25 protein-coding genes and 2 tRNA genes are annotated in these 23,627 nt (G+C 66.4%); 22 read left to right on the forward strand and 5 right to left on the reverse strand.

Going from position 1 to position 23,627, the window contains the following annotated elements; all coding sequences use genetic code 11:
• Window positions 1-3 precede the first annotated feature (3 nt).
• The 16 genes from gspG (at window position 4) to AC59GX_RS15310 (ending at window position 11,621) form a co-directional block, all read left to right on the forward strand.
• Window positions 4-444 (forward strand): type II secretion system major pseudopilin GspG, encoded by a 441-nt coding sequence (gene gspG, locus AC59GX_RS15235; RefSeq protein ID WP_136190649.1) that lies wholly within the window; start codon window positions 4-6, stop codon window positions 442-444.
• Window positions 419-934 carry a GspH/FimT family pseudopilin gene (locus tag AC59GX_RS15240; RefSeq protein ID WP_192977054.1) on the forward strand — a complete coding sequence of 172 codons (516 nt, stop codon included), beginning with the start codon at window positions 419-421 and terminating at the stop codon, window positions 932-934. Before gspG ends, AC59GX_RS15240 begins: the two co-directional genes overlap by 26 nt.
• On the forward strand, window positions 924-1,328 hold the full coding sequence (gene gspI, locus AC59GX_RS15245; RefSeq protein ID WP_497302032.1) for a type II secretion system minor pseudopilin GspI: 405 nt from the start codon (window positions 924-926) through the stop codon (window positions 1,326-1,328). The genes AC59GX_RS15240 and gspI overlap by 11 nt, the downstream gene beginning before the upstream one ends.
• Window positions 1,325-2,011: a type II secretion system minor pseudopilin GspJ gene (gene gspJ / locus AC59GX_RS15250; protein ID WP_426284250.1), complete on the forward strand. Its 687-nt coding sequence runs from the start codon at window positions 1,325-1,327 to the stop codon at window positions 2,009-2,011. Before gspI ends, gspJ begins: the two co-directional genes overlap by 4 nt.
• Window positions 1,998-2,996, forward strand: a complete 999-nt coding sequence (gspK, locus tag AC59GX_RS15255) for a type II secretion system minor pseudopilin GspK (protein WP_426284249.1) — start codon at window positions 1,998-2,000, stop codon at window positions 2,994-2,996. The genes gspJ and gspK overlap by 14 nt, the downstream gene beginning before the upstream one ends.
• On the forward strand, window positions 2,993-4,078 hold the full coding sequence (gspL, locus tag AC59GX_RS15260; protein ID WP_426284248.1) for a type II secretion system protein GspL: 1,086 nt from the start codon (window positions 2,993-2,995) through the stop codon (window positions 4,076-4,078). Before gspK ends, gspL begins: the two co-directional genes overlap by 4 nt.
• Window positions 4,075-4,551 carry a type II secretion system protein GspM gene (gspM, locus tag AC59GX_RS15265; RefSeq protein WP_426284246.1) on the forward strand — a complete coding sequence of 159 codons (477 nt, stop codon included), beginning with the start codon at window positions 4,075-4,077 and terminating at the stop codon, window positions 4,549-4,551. The genes gspL and gspM overlap by 4 nt, the downstream gene beginning before the upstream one ends.
• Window positions 4,548-5,273, forward strand: coding sequence for a type II secretion system protein N (gene gspN, locus AC59GX_RS15270; protein WP_426284244.1), 726 nt, complete (start codon window positions 4,548-4,550; stop codon window positions 5,271-5,273). The genes gspM and gspN overlap by 4 nt, the downstream gene beginning before the upstream one ends.
• Before the next feature lie 66 nt (window positions 5,274-5,339).
• Window positions 5,340-5,416, forward strand: a tRNA-His gene (locus AC59GX_RS15275).
• 111 nt (window positions 5,417-5,527) lie between these two features.
• Window positions 5,528-6,577 (forward strand): Leu/Phe/Val dehydrogenase, encoded by a 1,050-nt coding sequence (locus AC59GX_RS15280; protein WP_121903357.1) that lies wholly within the window; start codon window positions 5,528-5,530, stop codon window positions 6,575-6,577.
• Between the two features lie 178 nt (window positions 6,578-6,755).
• Entirely contained in the window at window positions 6,756-7,481 is a 726-nt protein-coding gene (gene ccmC / locus AC59GX_RS15285) for a heme ABC transporter permease CcmC (protein ID WP_426284243.1), read from the forward strand.
• Between the two features lie 97 nt (window positions 7,482-7,578).
• Window positions 7,579-8,025: a cytochrome c maturation protein CcmE gene (gene ccmE, locus AC59GX_RS15290; RefSeq protein ID WP_426284241.1), complete on the forward strand. Its 447-nt coding sequence runs from the start codon at window positions 7,579-7,581 to the stop codon at window positions 8,023-8,025.
• Entirely contained in the window at window positions 8,022-9,935 is a 1,914-nt protein-coding gene (locus tag AC59GX_RS15295) for a heme lyase CcmF/NrfE family subunit (protein ID WP_426284239.1), read from the forward strand. The genes ccmE and AC59GX_RS15295 overlap by 4 nt, the downstream gene beginning before the upstream one ends.
• On the forward strand, window positions 9,932-10,459 hold the full coding sequence (locus AC59GX_RS15300; RefSeq protein ID WP_426284238.1) for a DsbE family thiol:disulfide interchange protein: 528 nt from the start codon (window positions 9,932-9,934) through the stop codon (window positions 10,457-10,459). Before AC59GX_RS15295 ends, AC59GX_RS15300 begins: the two co-directional genes overlap by 4 nt.
• Before the next feature lie 137 nt (window positions 10,460-10,596).
• Window positions 10,597-10,977: a cytochrome c-type biogenesis protein gene (locus tag AC59GX_RS15305; RefSeq protein WP_426284237.1), complete on the forward strand. Its 381-nt coding sequence runs from the start codon at window positions 10,597-10,599 to the stop codon at window positions 10,975-10,977.
• A complete protein-coding gene (locus tag AC59GX_RS15310; RefSeq protein ID WP_497302033.1) occupies window positions 10,977-11,621 on the forward strand; it encodes a tetratricopeptide repeat protein in 645 nt (214 codons plus the stop codon). The genes AC59GX_RS15305 and AC59GX_RS15310 overlap by 1 nt, the downstream gene beginning before the upstream one ends.
• 42 nt (window positions 11,622-11,663) lie before the next feature.
• Here AC59GX_RS15310 and AC59GX_RS15315 read toward each other — a convergent pair whose 3' ends face one another.
• On the reverse strand, window positions 11,664-11,882 hold the full coding sequence (locus tag AC59GX_RS15315; protein ID WP_056058060.1) for a DUF3072 domain-containing protein: 219 nt from the start codon (window positions 11,880-11,882) through the stop codon (window positions 11,664-11,666).
• Between the two features lie 51 nt (window positions 11,883-11,933).
• A complete protein-coding gene (gene ald / locus AC59GX_RS15320) occupies window positions 11,934-13,040 on the reverse strand; it encodes an alanine dehydrogenase (RefSeq protein ID WP_426284234.1) in 1,107 nt (368 codons plus the stop codon).
• 127 nt (window positions 13,041-13,167) lie between these two features.
• Between ald and AC59GX_RS15325 the strand changes: the two genes are divergently transcribed.
• From AC59GX_RS15325 to AC59GX_RS15350, 6 genes are all read left to right on the forward strand, one after another.
• Window positions 13,168-13,608 carry an Lrp/AsnC family transcriptional regulator gene (locus tag AC59GX_RS15325; protein WP_056482500.1) on the forward strand — a complete coding sequence of 147 codons (441 nt, stop codon included), beginning with the start codon at window positions 13,168-13,170 and terminating at the stop codon, window positions 13,606-13,608.
• Between the two features lie 287 nt (window positions 13,609-13,895).
• A complete protein-coding gene (locus AC59GX_RS15330) occupies window positions 13,896-15,794 on the forward strand; it encodes a potassium transporter Kup (protein WP_426284348.1) in 1,899 nt (632 codons plus the stop codon).
• A 175-nt stretch (window positions 15,795-15,969) separates the two neighbouring features.
• Window positions 15,970-16,491 (forward strand): 2'-5' RNA ligase family protein, encoded by a 522-nt coding sequence (locus AC59GX_RS15335; RefSeq protein WP_426284232.1) that lies wholly within the window; start codon window positions 15,970-15,972, stop codon window positions 16,489-16,491.
• Between the two features lie 66 nt (window positions 16,492-16,557).
• Window positions 16,558-16,634, forward strand: a tRNA-Met gene (locus AC59GX_RS15340).
• A gap of 180 nt (window positions 16,635-16,814) precedes the next feature.
• The gene (locus AC59GX_RS15345) at window positions 16,815-19,187 is read left to right on the forward strand and encodes an FdhF/YdeP family oxidoreductase (protein WP_497302034.1); all 2,373 of its coding nucleotides are present in this window, start codon (window positions 16,815-16,817) and stop codon (window positions 19,185-19,187) included.
• Window positions 19,184-19,972, forward strand: a complete 789-nt coding sequence (locus tag AC59GX_RS15350) for a formate/nitrite transporter family protein (RefSeq protein ID WP_497302035.1) — start codon at window positions 19,184-19,186, stop codon at window positions 19,970-19,972. Before AC59GX_RS15345 ends, AC59GX_RS15350 begins: the two co-directional genes overlap by 4 nt.
• A gap of 33 nt (window positions 19,973-20,005) precedes the next feature.
• Here the strand turns inward: AC59GX_RS15350 and fdhD are convergent, their stop codons facing one another.
• The 3 genes from fdhD to AC59GX_RS15365 are packed head-to-tail and all read right to left on the reverse strand — an operon-like array spanning window position 20,006 to window position 23,594.
• Window positions 20,006-20,797, reverse strand: coding sequence for a formate dehydrogenase accessory sulfurtransferase FdhD (gene fdhD / locus AC59GX_RS15355; RefSeq protein WP_426284226.1), 792 nt, complete (start codon window positions 20,795-20,797; stop codon window positions 20,006-20,008).
• Complete coding sequence (gene mobA / locus AC59GX_RS15360; protein WP_497302055.1) at window positions 20,794-21,339, reverse strand: molybdenum cofactor guanylyltransferase; 546 nt, start codon at window positions 21,337-21,339, stop codon at window positions 20,794-20,796. Before mobA ends, fdhD begins: the two co-directional genes overlap by 4 nt.
• The gene (locus AC59GX_RS15365; protein ID WP_426284224.1) at window positions 21,306-23,594 is read right to left on the reverse strand and encodes an FdhF/YdeP family oxidoreductase; all 2,289 of its coding nucleotides are present in this window, start codon (window positions 23,592-23,594) and stop codon (window positions 21,306-21,308) included. The genes mobA and AC59GX_RS15365 overlap by 34 nt, the downstream gene beginning before the upstream one ends.
• Between the last annotated feature and the right edge of the window lie 33 nt (window positions 23,595-23,627).

Consider the following 23,627-nt stretch of genomic DNA (forward strand, 5'->3'; position numbering starts at 1 on the left):
CGTATGCGTCCCGAAGATAAAAAGAAGCGCCGCGAGGCTGGCTTTACCCTCGTCGAGCTGATGGTCGTGATCGTGATCATCGGCCTGCTCGCCACCATCGTCGCGCTCAACGTCCTGCCCTCGGGCGACACCGCGCGGATCCAGAAGGCGAAGGCCGACATCGCCCAGATCGAGGGCGGGCTGGAACTCTACAAGCTCCAGAACATGACCTTCCCCAACACCACGCAGGGGCTGAACGCGCTCGTTTCGGCACCCGCGGGCCTATCCGATCCATCGCGGTACCAGCGTGGCGGTTATCTGAAGAAGCTGCCGAACGATCCCTGGGGTCGCCCGTATCTCTATGCCTCGCCCGGCGCGCATGGCGAGGCCGACGTCTGGACCTTCGGGGCGGACGGCAAGGAAGGCGGCGAGGGGATCGATGCCGATATCGGCAGCTGGCAATAAGTCCTTGGACTGGGTCCCCGCCTGCGCGGGGACACTTTCGCGGAGACGCGAAAGTGGCTTCACGCTGGTCGAACTGATGGTCGTCGTTACGATCATCGGCTTGGCCTCCGCTGTGGCCGTGCTCGTCATGCCGGACCCGCGCGGCCGGGTGCTCGACGAGGCGACGCGCTTCGCCCTGCGCACCCGCGCCGCGCACGATTCGGCGATCGTCGAGGCACGCCCGGTGAGCGTCTGGATCAGTGGCGGCGGCTACGGCTTCGACCGGCGGCTCGCTGGCGGCTGGACGCCGATCGCCGAGAAACCCATGCGCGTCGAACGCTGGAACGAAGGTACCAGGGCCAGCATCGGTGACACCACCGGCCGGATGCGCGTGACGTTCGACCCGACCGGCCTCGTCGACCGCCCCGCGGAGATCCGCCTCGATCGCGGCGGCGTCGCGGCGACCGTCCACATCGACGCCGACGGCAGCGTAAGAGCCGATGCGGGCTGATCACGGATTCACCCTTCGTCGACGTTACGCCGAACACGGCTTCACGTTGATAGAAATCATGGTCGCGCTGGCAGTGTTCAGCCTCGCGGCGATGGCGCTCGTGCGTCTGGAGAGCGCGACGATCCGCGGCGCCTCGATCCTCGACGAAACGCTGGTCGCGCAGATGGTCGCGCGCAACGTCGCGATCGACGCGGTCACCAGCGCGCAGCCACCGACGGCAGGTCGCGTCACCGGTACAGAGACCAACGGCGGCCAGCCCTGGACGTGGACCCGACAGGTCAGCGCACTCGGCGGATCGAGCGTGCTGCGGATCGACGTAGCCGTCGCCGACCGGACCGGCACGCAACTCGGCCGCCTGACGATGGTGCGACCCGCGCCGCGGATGGTGATGTGACTCATCCGAAAACCGAATCCGGCTTCACGCTCATCGAAGTCATGGTGTCGCTCATGATCTTCGGCATGATCGCCGCAGCGGGCGTCGCGATCCTGTCGTTCAGCGTCAAGGCGCAAAGCAGCACGGGCGCCAAGCTCGACGACATCAGCGCGCTCACGCGGACGATGTCGATCTTGTCCGCCGATCTCGCCCAGGCATCGAACCGCACCAGCCGTGACGAGGCCGGCACCAGCGTTCCCGCGTTCATCGGTGAGAGCGGGTCGGGCGTCACGCCGATGCTCCGCCTCGTCCGCGCCGGCTGGAGCAACATCGACGGCACGGCCCGGTCCAGCATGCAGAAGGTCGCCTACCGCGTCGATGGCGGCGCGCTTCAACGGATCGCGTATCCGATGGTCGACGGCGCGCAGCCGCTGCCGCCTGCCGCGTTGCTCACCAAAGTTCGTCAGGTCGGACTGCGCTATCGCATCGCGGGCGCCTGGAGCGATCGATGGGACGGCGCGAGCGGCAGGCCTTTGCCCGACGCGATGGAACTCACCGTCCAGCGCGATGACGGTACGCAGTTCCGCCAGATGTTTCTCGTCGGCACCAGCTACGTCCCGGCGCCATCTGATGGAACGGGTCCCGCCGCCACGCCACCCGCGGGCACCCCTCCGGGACGGGAGACGCCCGGTGCACGCACCTGATCGCGGCCTCGAGCGTGGGCGGGAACGGGGTGCAGCGTTGCTCACCGTCCTGATGCTCGTCGCGATCATCGCGGTGATGGCAGGCGCGGCGCTGGAGAAACTGCGGCTGTCGACCCGGCTCGCGAGCAACGCCGCGACCGGCGAGCAGGCGCGCGCCTATGCGCTCGCGGCGGAGACGATGGCACTGACTCGCGTCTCCAACCTGCTCGCGCCAAAGCCTACGCGGGTCACGTTGGCCGGCGGCTGGAGCAACACCCCGTTCGGCCTCCCGGTCCCCGGAGGCTTTGCAACCGCGCGGGTGCGTGACGGTGCGAACTGTTTCAACCTGAACTCTCTCGTCGGCATGACGACCCCCGGCGTGTACGTCGCGCGCGGCGAAGTCAGGCCGCAGTTCGTTCGCCTGATGCGGTTGCTCGACGTGCCGGTGCAGGTTGCCGAACAGATCGCGGCGGGCACGACCGATTGGATCGACAGCGATCAGGACCAGTCACCGATGGGGGCCGAGGACGGCGCGTATCTCGGTCGCGTGCCGTCGTACCGCACCGCCGGCACGCTGATGAGCGACCCCAGCGAACTGCGCGCGATCGCCGGGATGACGCCCGAGATCTACACGAAGATCCGGCCGTGGATCTGCACGCTGCCCTTCGCCAAGCCCTCGCCGATCAACGTCAACACGCTGCTGCCCGAACAGTCCGTGCTGCTGGCGATGATGTATCCCGATACGCTGTCGGTCGGCGCCGCCCAGCAACTGCTGCTGCGGCGACCGGTGCAGGGCTACGCCACGTTTGACGAAATGCAGAAGGGCGCGTCGTTGCTCGGCGCCGCCAATATCGCGCCCGGCGCGGACGCGCAGGTGCTGTCGAAATGGTTCACGCTCGATATCGACGTGACGCTCGGCACCACTCAAATGCAGGAACGTGCGCTGATCGACGCGAACCGGCTTCCCGCGCAGCTCGTATCACGGCAATGGGGCGAGCCATCATGACCACTTTGCTGTTCCTTCCCGCCGGCGAGACCGGATATCGCTGGATGCGTGTCGCGGACGCGCGGGTGGTCGGGGAGGGGGAGGGGATCCCCGATGCGATCGACGACGAGACGATCGCGGTCGCGCCCGCCGACGCGGTGACGCTGCACTGGGCGGAACTGCCGTCGCGGTCTGCGGCGCAGGCAACGGCGGCCGCGCGAATCCTTGCGAGCGAGGCGAGTGCGTCGCCGCTCGCCGAACTCCACGTCGCAGTTGGAGACGAAGGCGCGACCGACCGACCGATCGGCGTCGTCGGTGCCGCGACGATGCGCGACTGGCTGCTGATGCTGGCGGAGGCAGGCGTCGACCCGGTCGCCGTCATTCCTGCGCCGATGCTCCTCCCGCGACCAGAAGAGGGCTACGCGCGGGCGGAACTCGCTGGCAGCGGTGTCGTGCGTGGCACCTCCAGCGGGTTCGCCGATGAAGCCCGGCTGACCGAGCTTGTGACCGGCGGCACCGCGCCCTCGACCATCGACCGTGATACGCTGGAAGCGGCGATCGTCGCCGCCGTCGCGTCGCCACCGCTCGACCTACGCCAGGGGCCGTTCGCGCGGCGGCGACGGTTCGCGATCGACTGGGGGCTGATCCGGCGGCTTGCGCTTTTGTCGCTGACGATTCTGGCCGTGACGCTGGCGATCTCGCTTGTCCGCATTGCCAAGTACAGCTTCGGCGCGGATGCGTTGGAGGCGGAAGCCGACACGGTGGCGGTCACCGGTTTGCCGCGCGGCGAGACGGTGGTCGACGCCAGCCGCCAGCTCGACGAGCGTCTGTCGCGCGTGCGGGGACCGGGGCTGGGGTTCACCAGCACGACCGCGGCAGTCTTCGCGGCGGTGCGCGCCACGCCGGGCACCGAAGTCACCGCACTCGATTTCCAGGCGAACGGCGACCTGCGCCTGTCGGTGGCGGTCGAGCGCGAAGCCTTGGCGACCGACCTGAAGCGCGCGCTCGAATCCGCAGGCTTCTCGGTCCGCGCGGGTGTGTTCCAGGCCGCCGCCGGCCGCGTGACGGGGGAACTTACGATCAGCCCGGAGAGCGGACGATGACCGGACTGAAGACGTGGTTCGAGGGACGCTCGCTCAGGGAGCGGCGGCTGTTGCTCGTGATGGCGGGGCTCGCGGTCCTCACGTTGCTGTGGGCGCTGATCATCCGCCCGGTCGGCGACGGCCTGTCGAGCGCGCGCGAGCGTCATGCCGATGCGGTCACGCGGCTCGGCGAGACGCGCGCGCAAGTCGCGACGTTGCGCGAAATCCAGCGGACGCGCGCCACGCCGCTGACCGGCACGCTCGCCGACGTCGTGCGCGCCGAGGCGGACCAGGCCGGCTTTGCGCTCGCCTCGCTCGACCAGGACGGCGCGAGCCGGGTACGGATCGGCATCCAGTCGGCACGCCCCGCGGCGCTGGTCGCGTGGCTCGCGCGCCTCGAACGGCTCGGCATCCTCGTCGATTCGGTGGCGATGACCGACAAGGGCGACAAGACCGTCGGCGTCGCGCTTACGTTGAAGGTGCGCGCGGCATGAGGCGGATCCGTTTGCGTACCGGCCCCGCCGCGCTGTTCGGCGGGATGCTGCTGATCGCGCTGATCGTCTTCCTGCCGATGCGCGCGGTGCTCGGCTGGGTCGGCGTCGGCGACGAAGGGCTGGTCGCGCGGCGCGTGTCGGGAACGATCTGGGGCGCGACGCTGACCGAAGCGCGGTTCGGCGATCTCGCGCTTGGGGACCTCCACGCGCGGCTGTCGCCGCTGCCGCTGTTGGTCGGCCGCGCGACGATCGTCTTCGCCGGTCCCGAATCGGTGTCGGCCAAGCCATTGCGCGGGTCGGCGAGCGTCAGTCGCCATGGCTTCGGCGTCGACCACATGACCGCCACGGTCGCGACTGGTCGGCTGTTCGCGCCGGTGCCCGTCTCCGCGCTCGACCTCGACGACGTCTCGGTCCGCTTTCGCGATGGCCAGTGCGAAGCCGCCGAGGGCCGCGTCCGCGCAACGCTCGCGGGTGACGTCGGCGGGATCACCTTGCCGCAGTCGGTGAGCGGCACCGCGCGCTGCGATGGCACGGCACTGCTGCTGCCGCTGGCGAGCCAGTCCGGGACCGAGAGCATCGCGCTCCGGATCGAGGGGGCAGGGACCTATCGCGCCGAGCTTTCGCTGCGTCCCTCCGATCCACTGGCGATCCAGAAGCTCGAGCAGGCGGGCTTCGTGAGCGGCCCGAGCGGATACAAGCTCGCCATCGAGGGACGTTTTTGACGTCTTTTTGGCAAGTCGACGGTTGACGCCGCCCGGCGACCCCCGCTAGGGGGCGATGCCTACGCGGCGGTCGTAGTTCAATTGGTTAGAGCGTCGGCTTGTGATGCCGGATGTTGCGGGTTCAAGTCCCGTCGGTCGCCCCATTTTCCCATTATTTTTCCGAGCCTCCCCAATGTGAGCGCTTTGAGCTGGTAAAACCCGCCGGAAAATAATATTTCGCTTCCCGGTAATTTTATTCTCCTCAGGAGCCGGCGATGACAGCGGTTTGGGACCTTCCCGATTTCGACGACCACGAGGGCGTTCATGCCTTCACCGATCCCGAATCGGGCCTGCACGCGGTGATCGCGGTGCACTCGACCAAGCTTGGGCCGGCAGCCGGCGGCGCACGCTTCTGGCATTATGCCGACAACGGCCGCGCGGTGACCGACGCCTTGCGCCTGTCGCGCGGCATGAGCTTCAAGAACGCGATGGCGGGCCTGGAGCTCGGCGGCGGCAAGGGCGTGGTTCTCGCGGCCAAGCCCGGCGACGTCATCACGACCGCCCAGCTCGAGGCGTTCGGCCGCGCGGTCGATTCGCTCGGCGGGCGCTACGTGACGGCCGAGGACGTCGGCATGTCCGAAGACCGCATGAAGGTGATCGCCAGCCAGACGCGCTACGTTTCGGGCCTGCCGGTCGCGAGCGGCGCTGCGGGTGGTGATCCGGGGCCGTACACCGCGCTCGGCATCTATCTCGGCGTGAAGGCGGCGGCCCAGCGCGGCCTCGGCGCGACCGACATGAAGGGCGTGCGCGTCGCGATCCAGGGCGTCGGTTCGGTCGGCGGTGGGCTCGCGCGGTTGCTGGCCAAGGACGGCGCGGTGCTGACGCTGGCCGACGTCGACGAGGGCCGGGCGCAGAAGCTGGCGGCTGAGCTCGGCGCGACCGCGGTGGCGGCCGAGGCGATCCTGACGACCGAAGCGGATATCTTCAGCCCGAACGCGCTGGGCGCGATCCTGACCGAGATGTCGATCGCGGCGCTGAAGGCAAAGGTCGTCGCGGGCGGCGCGAACAACCAGCTGAGCGTTCGTGAAGACGGTGCTCGGCTGCATGCTCGCGGCATCCTGTATGCGCCGGATTATGTGATCAACGCAGGCGGGATCATCAACGTCGGCCTTGAGTATCTGGGTCACGGCGACGAGGCCGAGGTGAAGGCCCGGATCGCGCGCATCCCCGAGCGCTTGATCGAAGTCTGGAACGAGAGCGACCGCACCGGCCAGCCGGCGTCGGACGTGTCGGACTCGATCGCCAAGCGCCTGATCGGCCGGTAACGGTCCTTCTCCCCTCCGGGGAGAAGGTGGCACGCAGTGCCGGATGAGGGGCGGTTTGGTAAACGACCCTAGCCTCACTCCCCCTCACCCTCCCACCGCAAGTGGGGCGGGCCCCTCCCTCTCCTCGACGGGAGAGGGGCTTTAAGTCCGCGATGACTTGCCATAATGGCTGTCCCCAGTGGCCACCCTACACGCCTTCGCAAACCCGGCGCGCTTCCTGAAGATCGCCAAGCCGTTGACGCCAGCGCTGTTCTGGGCTGGCGTCGCGCTGATCGTGCTGGGCTGCTGGGCAGGCCTGACGCAAACCCCGCCCGACTATCTCCAGGGCGAGACCGTCCGCATCCTCTACATCCACGTCCCCGCCGCCTGGCTCGGCATGGGCGGGTGGAGTGGGATCGCGATCTCCAGCATCATGTTCCTGGTCTGGCGCCACCCGCTCGCCAATGTGGCCGCGCGCGCGATCGCTCTGCCGGGCGCGGTGTTCGCCGCACTGTGCCTGATGACCGGCTCGATCTGGGGCCGTCCGACCTGGGGAACGTGGTGGCAGTGGGACGGCCGGCTGACCTCGATGCTGCTGCTGTTCTTCGTCTATCTCGGCTACATGGCGCTCGCGAAGGCCGATGCCGATCGTGGCGGCGACGGGCGCGTGCCGGCGCTCTACGGGATCGCCGGGTCGGTTCTGCTGCCGATCATCCGCTATTCGGTGGTGTGGTGGAACACGCTGCACCAGGGGCCGAGCATCGGCCTCACGCAATCGACCATCGACGGTTCGATCCTCTGGCCGCTGCCGATCATGCTAGCCGGCTTTACCTTCGTGTTCGCCGGCATCGTGCTGATGCGGATGCGGACGATGCTGGCCGTGGCGAAGTCCGAAGCCCGCATGCGTCGGATGGCGCGAGCATGAACCCTTGGCCATTCGTGACTGCCGCGTATGTCGTGACTCTGGGAGGCGGCGCGATCATCGCGTTGTTGAGCTACCTCGCGATGCGTAGGGCCGAGAAATGAAGGCCAAGCATCAACGCCTGACGCTGGCGCTGCTGGCGCTCGGCGCGGTCGTCGTCGCGGGACTGCTCGCGCTGTCTGCGCTCAAGGACCAGGCCGCGTTCTTCTACGCGCCCTCCGACGTTCGCCGCGACGGCCTCCCGCTCGGGCGTGCGGTCCGGCTCGGCGGGATGGTCGAGGGTGGTTCGGTGAAGCGCGCCGCGGACGGCATCACCGTGCATTTCACCGTCACCGACGGTCAGGCGACCACACCGGTCGTGTTCGCCGGCATCGTCCCGGACCTGTTCCGCGAAAAATCGGGCGTCGTCGCCGAAGGCCAGTTCCAGCCCAACGGCAGCTTCGTCGCGTCGAACCTGCTCGCCAAGCACGACGAAAAATACATGCCGCCGCAAATGGCCGGCAAGATGCACGAGACCAAGACGCTCGAACCGGACGCCAAGCAATGATCGCCGAAGCAGGCCTAGCCGCGCTCTGGTTCGCAGGCGCGCTCGCGGCGTTGCAGCTCGTGATGGCAGCGATCGGCATCGCACGCGGTCGTGACGATGTCGCGGCGGCGGTCCGGCCGGTGGCGATCGTCCAGGGCCTGCTCGCACTGCTCGCAATGGCGCTGCTGATCGAGCTATTCCTGGATTCGGACATGTCGGTAAAGCTGGTCGTCGAGAACAGTCATTCGGCCAAGCCCTGGCTCTACAAGTTCGCCGGGGCATGGGGAAATCACGAGGGCTCGATGCTGCTCTGGGTGACGATTCTAGGGTTGGCCGGTGGCGCGGTCGCGATCTTCGAACGCTCGCTGCCCGAACGTACGCTCACCGCCACGCTCGGCGCGCAGGCGACGATCGCGCTCGGCTTCTACGCGTTCCTGCTGTTCTCCTCGAACCCGTTCGCGCGATTAAACCCGGCGGCCGCCGACGGCCTCGGGCTCAACCCGCTGTTGCAGGACCCCGGCTTGGCGTTCCATCCGCCGACGCTTTACACCGGCTATGTCGGTCTCTCCGTCGCGTTCTCGTTCGCGGTCGGTGCCCTCGTCACGCGCGACGTCGGCCCGGCGTTCGCGAAGGCGATGCGCCCCTGGGTGCTGGTCGCGTGGATATTCCTGACGCTCGGCATCACCGCCGGATCGTACTGGGCGTATTACGAGCTCGGCTGGGGCGGTTGGTGGTTCTGGGATCCGGTCGAGAACGCGTCGTTGATGCCGTGGCTCGCCGCGACCGCATTGCTCCATTCGGTAACCGTGCTCGCGACCCGCGACGGTCTGCGTGCGTGGACGATCATGCTGGCGGTCGTGGCATTCTCGATGTCGATGATCGGCACGTTTTTGGTGCGCTCGGGCATCCTGACGAGCGTGCACGCCTTCGCGGTCGACCCCGAGCGCGGCGCGTTCATCCTGGCGTTGCTCGCGATCTACATCGGCGGGGCGCTCGCGTTGTTCGCCGCGCGGATCGGCACGGTCCGTGCGGGCACGACCTTCGATCCGGTCAGCCGCGAGGGCGGGCTGGTCGCGAACAACCTGCTGTTGTCGGTGATCCTCGGGATCGTCCTGATCGGCACGCTCTACCCGATCGTCGCGGCGAGCTTCGGCGTGCAGCTGTCGGTCGGGCCGCCGTTCTTCAACAAGGCGGCGGGGCCGATCGCGCTGCTGCTGGTCGCGGTGATGGCTGTCGGTCCGCTGCTGCGCTGGCGGCGTGACGATGCGAAGGCGGTGCTGCGCCGCGTGATGCTGCCGATCGGCGCAACGCTGGCTGCGGCAATCGCGCTCCTGTTCGTTTGGCCCGGCGTGCTGCCGTGGGCGGGGCTGTCGCTGGCCGCCGGTCTTGCCGTCGCCAGCATTGCGCCTCTTTGGAAGCGCAATCTCAGGCGCACGCCGCTTTTCACCTACGGCATGGTCATCGCGCATCTCGGCATTGCAGTCAGCCTCGCCGGTATGGCGTCGGACAGCGCCTTCACCAAGGAAACGCTGGTCGCGGTGCGCGCGGGCGAACCAGCGCGGGTCGGTCCGTACACCGTGACGCTCGACGGCATTTCGCCGGTGATCGGCGAGAACTGGTCGGCACTGGAAGCGCGGCTCACCGCGACACGCGGCGGCAGCGAGAGCATCCTGCGCCCGCAACTCCGCTTCTTCGCCAACCCGCCGACGAGCACGAACGAGTCCGCGATCCTGACGGTGCTCGACGGACAGCTCTATACCGTACTCGGCCAGCCGGACGGGCAGGGGCGCTGGCAGCTTCGCCTCTGGTGGAAGCCGTTCGTTACACTGATCTGGTTCGGTGGCGTGCTGATAGCGCTCGGCGGTATGCTGTCGCTGCTCGGCCGGGTGCGGCGCGAGCGACGTGCCGCGATACGGGCTGAATGGGCATGAAGCGGTTCGCACTCTGGGCACCGCTGGCGATCTTCGCGCTGCTGTTCGCGGTGGTCGCGAGCGGGCTGTTCAGGCCCGCGGAAAAGGTGGTGCGATCGGCGATGGTCGGCAAACCGCTTCCCGATTTCGCCCTGCCCGCGATGGTCCCCGGCAAGCCCGGCCTGACCAGCGCGTCGTTCCGGCAGGGCAAGCCGCGGTTGCTCAACGTGTTCGCGAGCTGGTGCATCCCGTGCATCGCCGAGGCGCCGCAGCTGATGCGGCTGAAGGCGATGGGCGTGCCGATCGACGCGATTGCGATCCGCGACACCGCCCCGGCGATTAGCGGTTTCCTCCGCCGCAACGGCGATCCGTACGAGCGGATCGGCAGCGATCGGGCCAGCCAGGTGCAACTGGCGCTGGGCTCGTCGGGCGTGCCGGAGACGTTCGTGATCGACGGCCGCGGGATCGTCGTGAAGCAGATCATCGGCGATATCCGGCCGGAGAATGTGCCGGAGATCGTGCAAGCCGTGAAGGACGCGAAGTGAGGGGCTCGCACTTCATTCCCCTCCCGCTTGCGGGAGGGGCTAGGGGAGGGGCTTCTCGTATCTCACCAAGCACCCGCGCGCGTCATGCCCTCCCCCGGCCCCTCCCGCGAGCGGGAGGGGAGGTTCTTGCCGCGCTATTGCTCTGTATCTCGCCGGCCTTCGCCCAGCCGGTCATCCCACTAGCGCATTACGCCAACGTGCAACTCGCCGACCCGGCCAAGGAAGCCTCCGCCCGAGCGCTCATGGAAACGCTGCGCTGCCTCGTCTGCCAGGGCCAGTCGATCGCCGACAGCGATGCCGATATGGCGGCCGACATGCGCGCGCTCGTCCGCGAGCGAATCGAGCGTGGCGAAAAGCCTGCCACGATCCGCGACTGGCTGATCGCACGCTACGGCGACTACGTGACGTACGATCCGCCGTTATCGGGGCTCACATGGCCGTTGTGGCTAGCGCCGATCCTGCTGCTCGGCATCGGCGGCTGGATCGCACGGTCGAGCTTCCGGCGGAGGACACGCTGATGGGTTACGTCTGGCTGGCCGCGATCGGCGCCGGTGCGTTTGCGCTGCTCGCGGCATTGAAGGTGAACCGCGTTCTTTGGACGATGGTCGCGGCGGCGCTGATGCTCGGTGCGGCGGGGTATGCGTGGCAGGGGCAGCCAGGACTTGCCGGCCATGAAGCGTCGCCCGGGCTTGCAGCAACGCCGGACGACAGCGCGATGCTCGAACTGCGCGACCAAATGCTAGAGCGGTATACGGGCGCGGCAGCGTACCTGGTTGCGGCGGACGCGATGACGCGGATCGGCGACCGGCGCGCGGCTGTGCAGGTGTTGCTCGGAGGGCTCAGGATCGCCCCGAAGAGCGTGGTGATGTGGACGGGCCTCGCCAACGCGCTGGCGGCGCACGATGCCAACCAGGTTTCGCCGCCCGCGTTGTTCGCCTTTCAGCAGGCAATGCGGTTGGCGCCGAAGCATCCTGCTCCGCCGTTCTTTCTAGGGCTGGCGTATGTGCGGGCGGGTGAGTTCGCGACGGCTCGGCCATATTGGGCGAGGGCGCTGGCGTTGACACCGGCCAACATCTCATATCGGGGCGAGATCGCCACTCGGCTCGCGTTGCTGGATCGGTTTCTGGCTATTCAGGATACGCCGAACGCAGGTCAAAAATAATCCCGTCATCCTGGCGCAACCCAGAATGACGGGATGAAGCGCTTACTGCCCGCGGCCGGTCTTCGACTGCAACTCGTCGATCTTCTTCGACGCATCCGCCTTGGTGAGCGTCTCGTCGAATTCCTCATGCGCTTCCTCGGACAGCGTCTTGAGGTAGCTCGCCTGCGCACCGGTCATCTTCTCGTCGCCGGTGGTCCAGTCGTCCGGGTCCTTCTCGGCGTTCGAGAATGGTTCGGACTTGGGGTTCGGGGTGTCGGACATTGGAAATTCCTTTCCCCTGTCCAACACCCGTGTTCCGTATCCGTTCCCGAGTCAGCCCGCCCAAGCTTCGCAAGGTAAACCTAGATCATCGGCGACCGCCTTGTACGCGATCTTGCCCTTGTAGACGTTCAGCCCGTTGGCGAGGTGCGGGTCGGCCTTCATCGCTGCCTCGGCGCCCAAATTGGCGAGCTTCAGCGCGAACGGCAGCGTCGCATTGTTGAGCGCGAATGCCGACGTGCGCGCCACGGCGCCCGGCATGTTGGCGACGCAGTAATGGATCACGCCGTCGACCTCGAACACCGGATCCTCGTGCGTCGTCGCGTGCGACGTCTCGAAGCACCCACCCTGGTCGATCGCGATGTCGACCAGCACCGAGCCGCGCTTCATCGTCTTCAGCATCTCGCGCGTGACGAGCTTCGGCGCAGCCGCTCCCGGCACCAGCACCGCGCCGATCACCAGATGCGCGTTCTTCACAGCCGCCGCGATCGCGGCCTTCGACGCATACGCCGTCTTGATCTGGCTGGAGAAGAACATGTCGAGTTCGGCGAGGCGATCGTTCGAGATGTCGTAGATCGTCACGTCGGCGCGCATGCCGACCGCCATCTGCGCCGCGTTGACGCCCGAGACGCCGCCACCGAGAATCGCGACCTTGGCCGGCGCAACACCGGGAACGCCGCCGAGCAGCACGCCACGTCCGCCCTGCTCCTTCTCGAGATAATGTGCGCCGACCTGCACCGACATGCGGCCTGCGACCTCCGACATCGGCTTCAGCAACGGCAGGCCGCGACGATTGTCGGTGACGGTCTCGTACGCGATGCAGGTCGCGCCGGACTTCATCAGCCCCTCTGCCTGCGGCTTGTCGGCGGCGAGATGGAGATAGGTGAACAGCAGGTGGCGCGGTTCGAGCATCGCGATCTCGCCCGGCTGCGGCTCCTTCACCTTCACGATCATGTCGGCGCCGGCGAATACGGCAGCAGCGGTCGGCAGGATCGTCGCGCCCGCGTCGATATAATCCTGGTCTTCGAAATCGATGCCGGATCCGGCCAGCGTCTCGACGACGACCTCGTGACCGGCGGCGACCAGTTCGGCCACCGATGGCGGGGTAAGGCCGACGCGATATTCGTGGTTCTTGATTTCCTTGGGGACACCGACGCGCATTGATTCCACTCCATTATCGTTTGCGCCATACTAGCGCGCCTTGGACGGGAAGGGTTCGCAAACTGGTCGCGGTGCGATACCGCATCTGCAAGATGATTGCATCCGTCGTCGCCAAAACGGGATAATCTTGAGCATCACGATCGAACGCAGGATACTGGACCTGCTCGCCGCCAATTCCGACCTGACCAGCGCGGAGCTTGGCGACGCGGTCGGCCTGTCGGCAAGCGCCGCGCATCGCCGGGTCGCGCAGTTGCGGGAGAGCGGCGCGATTACCGGCTATCGTGCGGTATTGTCGCAGGCCGCGCGCGGCGATCCGAGCATCGTGCTCGTCAACGTCACGCTGCGCGATCAGCGCAAGGAGACGATGGCGGCGTTCGAGGCGGTAATCGTCGAGTGTCCGCAGGTCGTGCAATGCTTCCTGATGAGTGGGGAGGCGGATTACATGCTCCACGTCGAGATCCGCCACGGCGAGACGTTCGAGCGCATCCACCGCGAGACCTTGTCGCAACTGCCGGGGGTGACGCGGCTGGCGTCGCATTTCGTGATCCGAGAGGTGATCAGGCGCTAGTGTTTTCCTGCGAACGCAGGAATCCAGGGTTAAGAACGACGGCGCCCGTGACCCTGGGCTCCTGCGTTCGCAGGAGAACGGAAGGGGGTGCGTTATGCCCTCAAGCGCCGGTCCGATCAGCCCCAGTTAATCCACGTTGCCCGCCTCGCCGTTGCCGCCTTCCAGCCCTCATGCTAAATGCGCGCGCTTGGGGCACAGGGTGAAATCGGAAATTCGATGAAGATTGCTGCACTTCCGGGTCGATTCACCGTCCAGTGAGCGTCGACCAGACCGCCGCGGCTTCGACCGTGCCACCCGCCAATCTCGATCTCGAGACGGGGCATCATAACTCGGACGGCATGCTGAAGCTCGCCTTCGGTGCGATCGGCATCGTCTTCGGCGATATCGGCACGAGCCCGCTCTACGCCTTCCGCGAGACCTTCGCTGGCCACCACAAGCTCGCGCTCGACGCCGCGCACATCATGGGCGTCATCAGCCTGATGTTCTGGTCGATGATGATTGTCGTGACGGTCAAGTACGTCATCATCATCATGCGCGCCGACAACAAGGGCGAGGGCGGCAGCCTCGCGCTGCTCGCACTCGTCTCGGGCAAGACCAAGACCAAGCGCTGGAGCAAGGGCATCATCCTGCTCGGCGTGTTCGCGACGGCGCTGTTCTACGGCGACAGCATGATCACGCCCGCCGTCTCGGTGCTGTCCGCAGTCGAAGGCCTCGCCGTCGCCGCGCCCGCTTTCGGCGGCCTCGTGCTGCCGATCGTGATCGTCATCCTGATCGGACTGTTCTGGGTGCAGAAGAGCGGCACCGCGCGCATCGGCCTCGTGTTCGGGCCGATCATGCTGGTGTATTTCAGCGTCATCGCGGTGCTCGGTATCCTCAGCATCGTCCAGACCCCCGAGGTGCTCTGGGCGCTGTCGCCGCACTACGCGGTCGAGTTCTTCATCATCGACCCGGAGCGGGCGTTCCTCGCACTGGGCTCGGTCGTCCTCGCGGTCACCGGCGCGGAAGCGCTGTACGCGGACATGGGCCATTTCGGTCGCAAGCCGATCGGCCTGTCGTGGCTGTTCTTCGTGCTCCCCGCGCTGATCCTCAACTACATGGGGCAGGGCGCACTGCTGTTTCGCGACGGCCGCGAGGCGCTGGTCAGCCCGTTCTACAACCTCGCCCCCGAGAGCCTCCAGCTCCCGCTCGTCATCCTCGCGACGATGGCCGCGGTGATCGCCTCGCAGGCGGTAATATCGGGCGCGTTCTCGGTAACGCAGCAGGCGATCCAGCTCGGCTTCATCCCGCGCCTCCGGATCGAGCACACCAGCGCCTCGACCGCAGGCCAGATCTACATCCCGCTCGTCAACGGCGCGCTGATGGTGATGGTGATCCTGCTCGTGCTGTTCTTCCGCACCTCGTCGAACCTGACGAGCGCGTATGGCATCGCGGTGACCGGCGCGATGTTCATCGACACGTGCCTGCTCGGCGTCGTGCTGTTCCGCCTCTGGAACTGGCCGAAGATCGCCGCGATCCCGCTGCTGGCGATCTTCTTCACCGTCGATGGCGCCTATTTCGCGGCGAACCTCACCAAGGTCCCCGCAGGTGGGTGGTTCCCGCTGCTGGTCGGGTTCATCATCTTCACGTTCCTGACGACCTGGTCGAAAGGGCGCCAGCTGATGATCGACCGGATGCACGAGGCAGCGATGCCGATTAAGGTGTTCATCGGCTCGGCAGCGAGTTCGGCGTCGCGCGTGCCGGGGACCGCAGTGTTCATGACCTCAACCGCCGACGGCGTGCCGCATGCGCTGCTCCACAATCTCAAGCACAACAAGGTGCTGCACGAGCGCGTCATCCTGCTCACCGTCAAGATCGTCGGCCAGCCCTATTGGCCAGCGCATGACCGTGCGGTGCGCGAGGAGCTTGGCGATGGCTTCCACCGCCTCGTGCTGCGCTACGGCTTCATGGAGGACGCCGACGTGCCCGCGGCGCTGCGCCAGGTCCATAATTGCGGCGCGGACTTCAAGATGATGGACACCAGCTTCTTCCTGTCGCGCCAGACGCTGCTCGCGTCGGACAAGCCCGGCATGATGATCTGGCGCGAAAAGCTGTTCGCGTGGATGCTGCGCAACGCGGAAAGCGCGATGGAGTTCTTCCGCCTGCCAACCAACCGCGTCGTCGAGCTGGGTAGCCAGGTCGAGATTTGATGGCTCCTTCGGTCCACCTCGTAAGCCTCAGCTTGATAGGCACGTATCATCTGCAAACAGTAATACCCCCCCGGCGAAGGCCGGGGCCCAATTGGAGAGGTTGCAGTAACGAAGCGCAGCGATCGTCATTGACGTTCCCCAATTGGGCCCCGGCCTCCGCCGGGGGGGAGCCTCTATGACGGCTGTGCCAACCGAAGTAGCCCCGATCATCGTCACCGCCTTGTTCGGCCGCAAGGACACCGCGTTCTTCGACTCGATGCGCCGCGAGCATTTCCCGCCCGAGCGCAACCAGCTCGACGCGCACCTGACGCTGTTCCACCACCTGCCGCCCTCGGGCCTCGACGAGCTCAAGCACCGGCTCAACCAGGAAACGCGCGGCATCCGTGCTCCACAGGCGCGCGTGGGCGGCCTGATGTCGCTGGGTCGCGGTGTCGCCTACCGGATCGAGTCCCCCGATCTCGTCGGTATCCGCGCGCGCCTCGCGGACGCGTTCACCGGCATGCTCACCCCGCAGGACGCCGGCGGCTGGCGTCCGCACGTCACGATCCAGAACAAGGTCAGCCCGCAAGTCGCCAAGCTCCTGCTCGGCAATCTGCAGCGCGATTTCACGACGAAGGACGTCGAAATCGTCGGTCTGGGCGCGTGGTGGTATCGCGGCGGACCGTGGGAAGCGATTTCCCGGCACATGTTCGCTTGACCGCCTCGAAACCGCTTCCTATAGGCCGCGCCTCGCAGGGAAGAACGCTTCCCTGACGGACGGTACGGCGAAGTAGCTCAGTTGGTTAGAGCACGGGAATCATAATCCTGGGGTCGGGGGTTCAAGTCCCTCCTTCGCTACCATTTCAGACCTGGCGCATGGCGCCGCCGGCACATCCCCGCAGACCGACGCAAGCGATCACCAACTGCGGGAAACTCGTCTTCGCAATCGCAAAATGCGCTTCTATTGCCTTGGGTTAATGGTCAGCCAGTGTGCCGCATCTTGGGCGCACGCGTCGGCCCGGCCGTTCGGGAGATACGAGTATGCGCGACAAACGCCCTGATGGGATCGCCGATTATACGGGTCCGGCTGGTGGCTGGGGCGCGCTGAAGGCGGTTGCCGTCTCGCTCAAGGCGCAGCAGATCGTCGTCCGCGGCGGCCAGACGCTCCTGAAGTCGAACCAGCCAGACGGCTTCGATTGCCCGAGCTGCGCATGGCCCGACCCGAAACATACCTCCTCCTTCGAATTCTGCGAGAACGGCGCGAAGGCCGTCGCATGGGAATCCACCGCCAAGACGATCGGCGCGGACTTCTTCGCCACGCACAGCGTGTCGGACATCTGGAAGCAGAGCGATCACTGGATCGAGGACCAGGGCCGCGTCACCGAGCCGCTCCGCTACAACGCCGCCACCGATCACTATGAGGTCGTGAGCTGGGCGGATGCGATGCGCGAGATCGGCGCAGGCCTCGCCGCCGTCCCCGATCCCAATCAGGCGGAGTTCTACACCTCGGGCCGCTGCTCGAACGAGGCGGCGTTCCTGTTCCAGCTGTTCGTGCGGCTCTACGGCACCAACAACTTCCCCGACTGCTCGAACATGTGCCACGAGGCGACGTCGGTCGGGCTGCCGAAGTCGATCGGCATCGGCAAGGGCACCGTCAGCCTTGAGGATTTCGACCACGCCGACCTGATCCTGTCGATCGGCCATAACCCCGGCACCAACCATCCGCGGATGATGGCGACGCTGCGCGAAGTGTCGAAGCGCGGCGGTAAGATCATCGTCTTCAACCCGCTCAAGGAACGTTCGCTCGAACGCTTCGAATCGCCGCAGTCGGTGGTCGAGATGGCGACGATGTCGGCAACCCCGATCGCGAGCAGCTATTACCAGGTGAAGGTCGGCGGCGATGCAGCCGCGCTGAAGGGTATCGCCAAGGCGCTGGTCGCGCTCGACGAGGCGGCCAAGGCCTCTGGCGGCGAGCGCGCGCTCGATCACGCGTTCATCGCCGAGCATACCGCGGGGCTCGACGACTATATCGCCGATCTCGCCACCACCGAATGGGCGGATATCGAGCGCTCCAGCGGGCTCTCGCAGAAGGACCTCGAAGAAGTCGCGCTCGCCTATTCGAAGTCGAAGTCGACGATCTGCTGCTACGGCATGGGCGTCACGCAGCATCGCACCGGCACGACCAACGTCCAGCAGATCGCCAATCTGCTCCTGCTCCGCGGCAATATGGGCCGGCCAGGCGCGGGCATCTGTCCGCTGCGGGGCCACAGCAACGTCCAGGGCGACCGCACCGTCGGCATCACCGAGCGGCCGATGCCCCTGCTGCTCAACAACATGCGCGACGTGTTCGGATTCGAACCACCCCGGGAGCATGGCCATTCGGTGGTCGAGAGCATCGCGGCGATGCGCGACGGCCACGCCAAGGCGATCGTCTGCCTCGGCGGCAACCTCGCTATCGCCTCGTCCGATCCGCAGGCATGCGCGGAGGGCTTCCGCAACCTCGACCTCGCGGTCCACATCACCACCAAGCTCAATCGCACGCAGTTGCTGATGGCGAAGGCGACCTACGTCCTGCCGTGCCTCGGTCGGACCGAACTCGACATGCAGGCGACCGGCCAGCAATCGGTCACGGTCGAGGATTCGATGTCGATGGTCCACGCCTCTCGCGGCTTCCTGATGCCACCGGGCGACAACGTGAAGTCGGAGATCTGGATCGTCGGCGAGATCGCCAAGGCGACCTTCGCCGCCAAGGGCCGCGCGCCGGTCGAGATCGACTGGGATGCCTATGTCGGCGACTACAGCCTGATCCGCGACAAGATCGAGGCGGTGTTCCCCGCGTTCGCCGACTACAACGCACGTATCCGCAAGCCGGGCGGCTTCCACCTGCCGAACTCGGCGGCGATGCGCGAGTGGAAGACGGATAGCGGCAAGGCGAACTTCATCGTCGCCAAGGGCGTCGAGGAGGACGAAAGCGCGGGCGATCCGACCGTTTTGCGTCTGACGACGCTGCGCGCGCACGATCAGTACAACACCACCGTCTACAGCCTCGACGACCGCTATCGCGGCGTATTCGGGCGCCGCGACATCCTGTTCATGAACGAGCGCGACATGGCACGGCTCGGGCACAAGGAAGGCGACGTCGTCGACATCGCCACCGCGCTTCAGTTCGCCCGGCCCGACCGCGTCGTGCAGAAGCTGATGCTGGTCCGCTACGCTTTGCCCGATGGTTGCGTCGCTTCCTACTACCCCGAGACGCAGCCGTTGATCGCGCTCGAGGATCACGATCCGCAGAGCTTCACCCCTTCCTACAAATCCATCCCGGTGACCGTCCGTCCCGCCGCCGCCGACATGGGTTCGGATCGCGGCGTGGTGCGCGCGGGGATCGTCGGGCACGAGAGTAAAGTACACGCATGAGCACCGGCTATTCGTCGACGATCGACACCTACGCGACCCTAGCTGCGACCAAGGCGGAGGCGTTGCGGCGCTCTCCCGCGGGGTTCTTCGCTGGCGCGATCCTAGCGGGCACGTATATCGGCATTGCGATGATCCTCGCGCTCAGCACGGGCTCGGGCCTCGAACCCGGCGTGCGACCGTTGGTGATGGGCGCGACCTTCGGGCTCGGGCTCATCCTGACCGTGTTCGCCGGGGCTGAACTGTTCACCGGCTATGTGATGTATCTCGGCTTCGGCCTCGCACGCCGGACGATCACGATCGGCGACGCGCTCAAGCTCGCCGCCGTCGTGTGGATCGGCAACCTTGTGGGCGGCGTCGTGCTGTCGGTGGTGTTCGCGGCAGGCGGTGGCGGTGCCATCTTCGCCAACGCAGATACGATGTTCCACGGCTATGTCCTGCATAAGGTGTCGGTCGACGCGACCGCGCTGATGGCGCGTGCGATCCTGTGCAACTGGCTCGTCTGCCTCGCGATCTGGACCGCGGCACGGATGACCGGCGACACCGCCAAGTGCATTGCGATGGCCTGGATTCTGCTCGCGTTCGTCGCCGCCGGGTTCGAGCATTCGGTCGCCAACATGACCGCGCTGACGCTCGGCCTGCTGGTGCCCAACTCGTCGATCGACCTCGCCGGCGTGGTCCGCAATCTTGCCATCGTCACCGTCGGCAACACGATCGGTGCCTTGGTCTTCGTCGTCGGCGGCTATCTGGTCGCGTCGAAGACGGACGCGGTGCAGGCCGCTAAGTAACCGCGTTTTCGCGTAGCAGCGGCGGCCCTGCTGCTACGCGAACATCTCCCACGGATCGTTGACGACAAGGATCGCGTCGCTGCGGGCGAGCGCGAGCAATGTCAGGCCGTGCTCGCGCGCATGATCGATCGCCAGGCTGGTCGGTGCGGAGATGCCCACCAGCATCGGCGCACCGGCGATCAGTGCCTTATCGACCATCTCGAAACTGATTCGCGACGTGACGAGGATGAAGCCGGCGATAGGCTGCCCCGTGATCGCGATGCCGCCGACGAGCTTGTCGAGCGCATTGTGACGGCCGACGTCTTCATACGCTGCAACGATCCGACCCTCGCGATCGCAGGCGGCGGCGGCGTGGATCGCGCCCGTAGCCGCGTTCAGAGGCTGGTGGGCGCGTAACCCACCCAGCGCGGCGAACAGCGCGTCCACAGGCGTGCCGGGCTTGGGCGGCGTCTGTGGGACCGGTTTGCGGATCTGTTCGAGCCCGGAGATCCCACAGAGCCCGCAACTTGTGTCGCTGGTCCGGTGGCGAACGCGGTCGTGAATGCGGCCCTTGCATCGCTCGGACAGTCCGACGCGGACGATCCAGCCAGCCTCCGCCTCGAAGACATCGATGTCGCGCACGTCGTCGGCGCTGTCCGCGAGCCGCTCGGTCAGCAGAAAGCCGGTCGTGAATTCGGCCAAGTCGGCGGGCGTCATCATCATCACCGCATAGCCGAGCCCGTCGATCTCGATCGCGACCGGAACTTCGACGGCAATGGCGCGCTCGCCCGCGGTAATCGAATCAGGCCGCAGGATCTTGATCGCTTCGTTGCGCGACGTACTCATAAGATATCGAGGTCCTGCGGCGTGTTGACGTTCGGAATAGGCGCACCCGCCGGGATCGGGATAGCGCCAATCGCCTCCGCCCATCCGCGCACCGATCGCCGCGGCACGGCCTCGATGTGGGTCAGCAAATTGCCGAGCAAACCCGTCTCCCAATGCCCGAGCACCGGAGCGTCGGGGCAATAGGCAGAGGCACGTCGGGACAGCACCGTCAGCAACCCGTCCGGCAGCCACGGCATGTCGCACGCAATCGTCAGCACCGAGGTGAACCCGCGCGAGCCCGCATAACCGAGCGCGCCAGCGATGCCCCCCAATGGCCCAATATTCGGACTTGGCAGGTCAGGTATCGCGCCGTCGCGTCCCGCGATCACCGCGGTCTCGACATGAGGCGACAGCAGCGCCCGTGCATGCTCAGCCAGCACGCGTCCGTCCAACACCGCCATCGCCTTGTCGGACCCGAAGCGCGACGACCTCCCGCCAGCCAGTACGACACCCAGAATGCGCTGCTCGGTCAGCGCGTCTTCTCGATCCGCACCGGCACGGATTTCGCTGCCGGAACATGGCTTTCGCGGGCATGGTGAGCAACCGGTATGAGCAAATTGCACTCGGGGTAATACGCACCGAGGCAGCCCTCGGGGATCGCATATTCGACCACGCGGAGCTTGTTCAGGCGGCGGTCCGAATTGCCGCCGGCGTCACCGACCAGATCGACGTCGTCGCCATCGGTGATCCCCATCCGGATCATGTCGCTGCGGTTCATGAACACGATGTCGCGCGTACCCTTCACGCCGCGGAAGCGGTCGTGATAGCCATACACGGTCGTGTTGAACTGGTCGTTCGACCGCAGTGTCATCAGCCGGAAGCGGCCCTCCGCTTCCTCGAACCCGGTGACGTTCAGCGCCTGCGGGACGTTGATCTCCGCCTTGCCGCTCTTCGTCTTCCACTCGCGATGTGCCGCCGGAACGCCCTTCCAGAAGCCACCGGGCGTGAACATCTGGTCGTTGAAGTTCTTGAACAGGCCTGGATACGTCACCTCGATCGCATCGCGAACCCGCGCATAATCGCGCACCCACGCATCCCAATCGAGCTTGGGATTGGGCGCGAGCGTCGCCTTGGCAATCCCCGCGACGATCGCAGGCTCCGATAGCAGCGTCTCGGAAGCCGGCGTCGCCTTGCCCTTCGACCCGTAGATCTGGCTGAACGAATCCTCGATCGACACGCTCTGCGGCCCGGTGCCCTGCATGTCCGTCTCGATCCTGCCGAGGCAGGGGAGCAGATACGATGTCTCGCCCGGCAGAAGGTGCGAGCGGTTGAGCTTGGTCGCGATATGCACCGTCAGGTCGAGCGCGCGCCACTTCGGCTCCATCCGCGCATGATCCGGGATCGCGCGCACGAAATTGCCACCAAGACCGACGAACGCCTGCGCGCTGCCGTCGAGCACCGCTTCGCACGCCTCGACCGTATCCCAACCCTTCTCACGCGGCGGCTCGAAGCCATATTGCTCGGCAAGCTTGTCGAGCGGCGCGAGTTCGGGCTTCTCGGTGATGCCGACGGTGCGCTGGCCCTGCACGTTCGAGTGACCGCGGACCGGCCCCATGCCGGCACCCGGCTTGCCGATATTGCCGCGGAGCAGCATCAGATTGACGAGCATGTGCACGTTGTCGATCCCGCCGACATGCTGCGTCAGCCCCATGCCGTACACCGCGATGACCGCCTTGGACTTGGCATAGACCTTCGCCGCCGCCTCGATCTCGGTACGGGGCAGGCCGCTCTCATGCTCGATCGTCGCCCACTCGGTTGCGCGCGCGACATCGGCGAACGCCTCGAACCCGGTGGTGTGCTCGGCAAGAAACGCATGATCGAGCACCGGCAAGCCGTTGATCCGCTTGGCGTTGTCGTCGGCTTCGATCAGGTATTTGCACATCCCCATGATCGCGCCGACGTCGCCGCCGGTCTTCAGCTGGTGATATTGCGAGGCGATCGGCGTCGACTTGCCCGTCACCATCTCGATCGGGTTCTGCGGATCCTGGAATTTCTCCAGCCCGCGCTCCTTTAGCGGATTGAACACGACGATCTCGACGCCACGCTTCGCACAATCGCGCAGCGGATGCAGGAACCGGGGGCTGTTAACCCCGGGGTTCTGCCCGAAATAGAAAATCGCGTCGCACTTCTCATAGTCCGACAGGTGGATCGTGCCGACCGCCGACCCGATCGCCGACTTCAGACCGACCGAGGTCGTCTCGTGGCACATGTTCGAACTGTCGGGCAGGTTCTGACTGCCGTACATCCGCGCGAGCAGGCTATACATGTACGACGTCTCGAGGCTGGCGCGGCCCGACGCGTAGAAGATGACCTTGGTCGGATCATAGGTCTTCAGCTTGGCGCCAATGCCCGCGAACGCCTCGTCCCAACTGCACGCCGCATACTTGTCCGTCGCGGCATCATACTTCAGAGGGTGCGTCAGCCGCCCCGCCTGTTCGAGATCGTAATCCTTCCAGCCGATCAGCTCGCTGACGGTGTGCTGCTCGAAGAACGCCGGCGTCACGCGGAACGAGGTCAGCTCCCAAGCCGTCGCCTTCGCACCATTTTCGCAGAACTCCGCGACATGTGGATGCGCGGGCTTGCCCCACGCGCAACTCACGCACGCAAAGCCATCCGGCTTGTTCTGCCGGGCGAGTTCGCGGATCACCTCAGGCCCGACCTTCTCGCGCGCGGAAATCTCGACGAGCGACTTCATCGACCCCCAGCCGCCTGCTGGTGCCGTGTAATCCTCGATCTCTACGGTCCGGTCGTCGCTCATGCTTATCTCCGCTTTTATAGTCCAACGCAGTGG

It is taken from the genome of Sphingomonas sp. 320_CC (genome assembly GCF_059691795.1).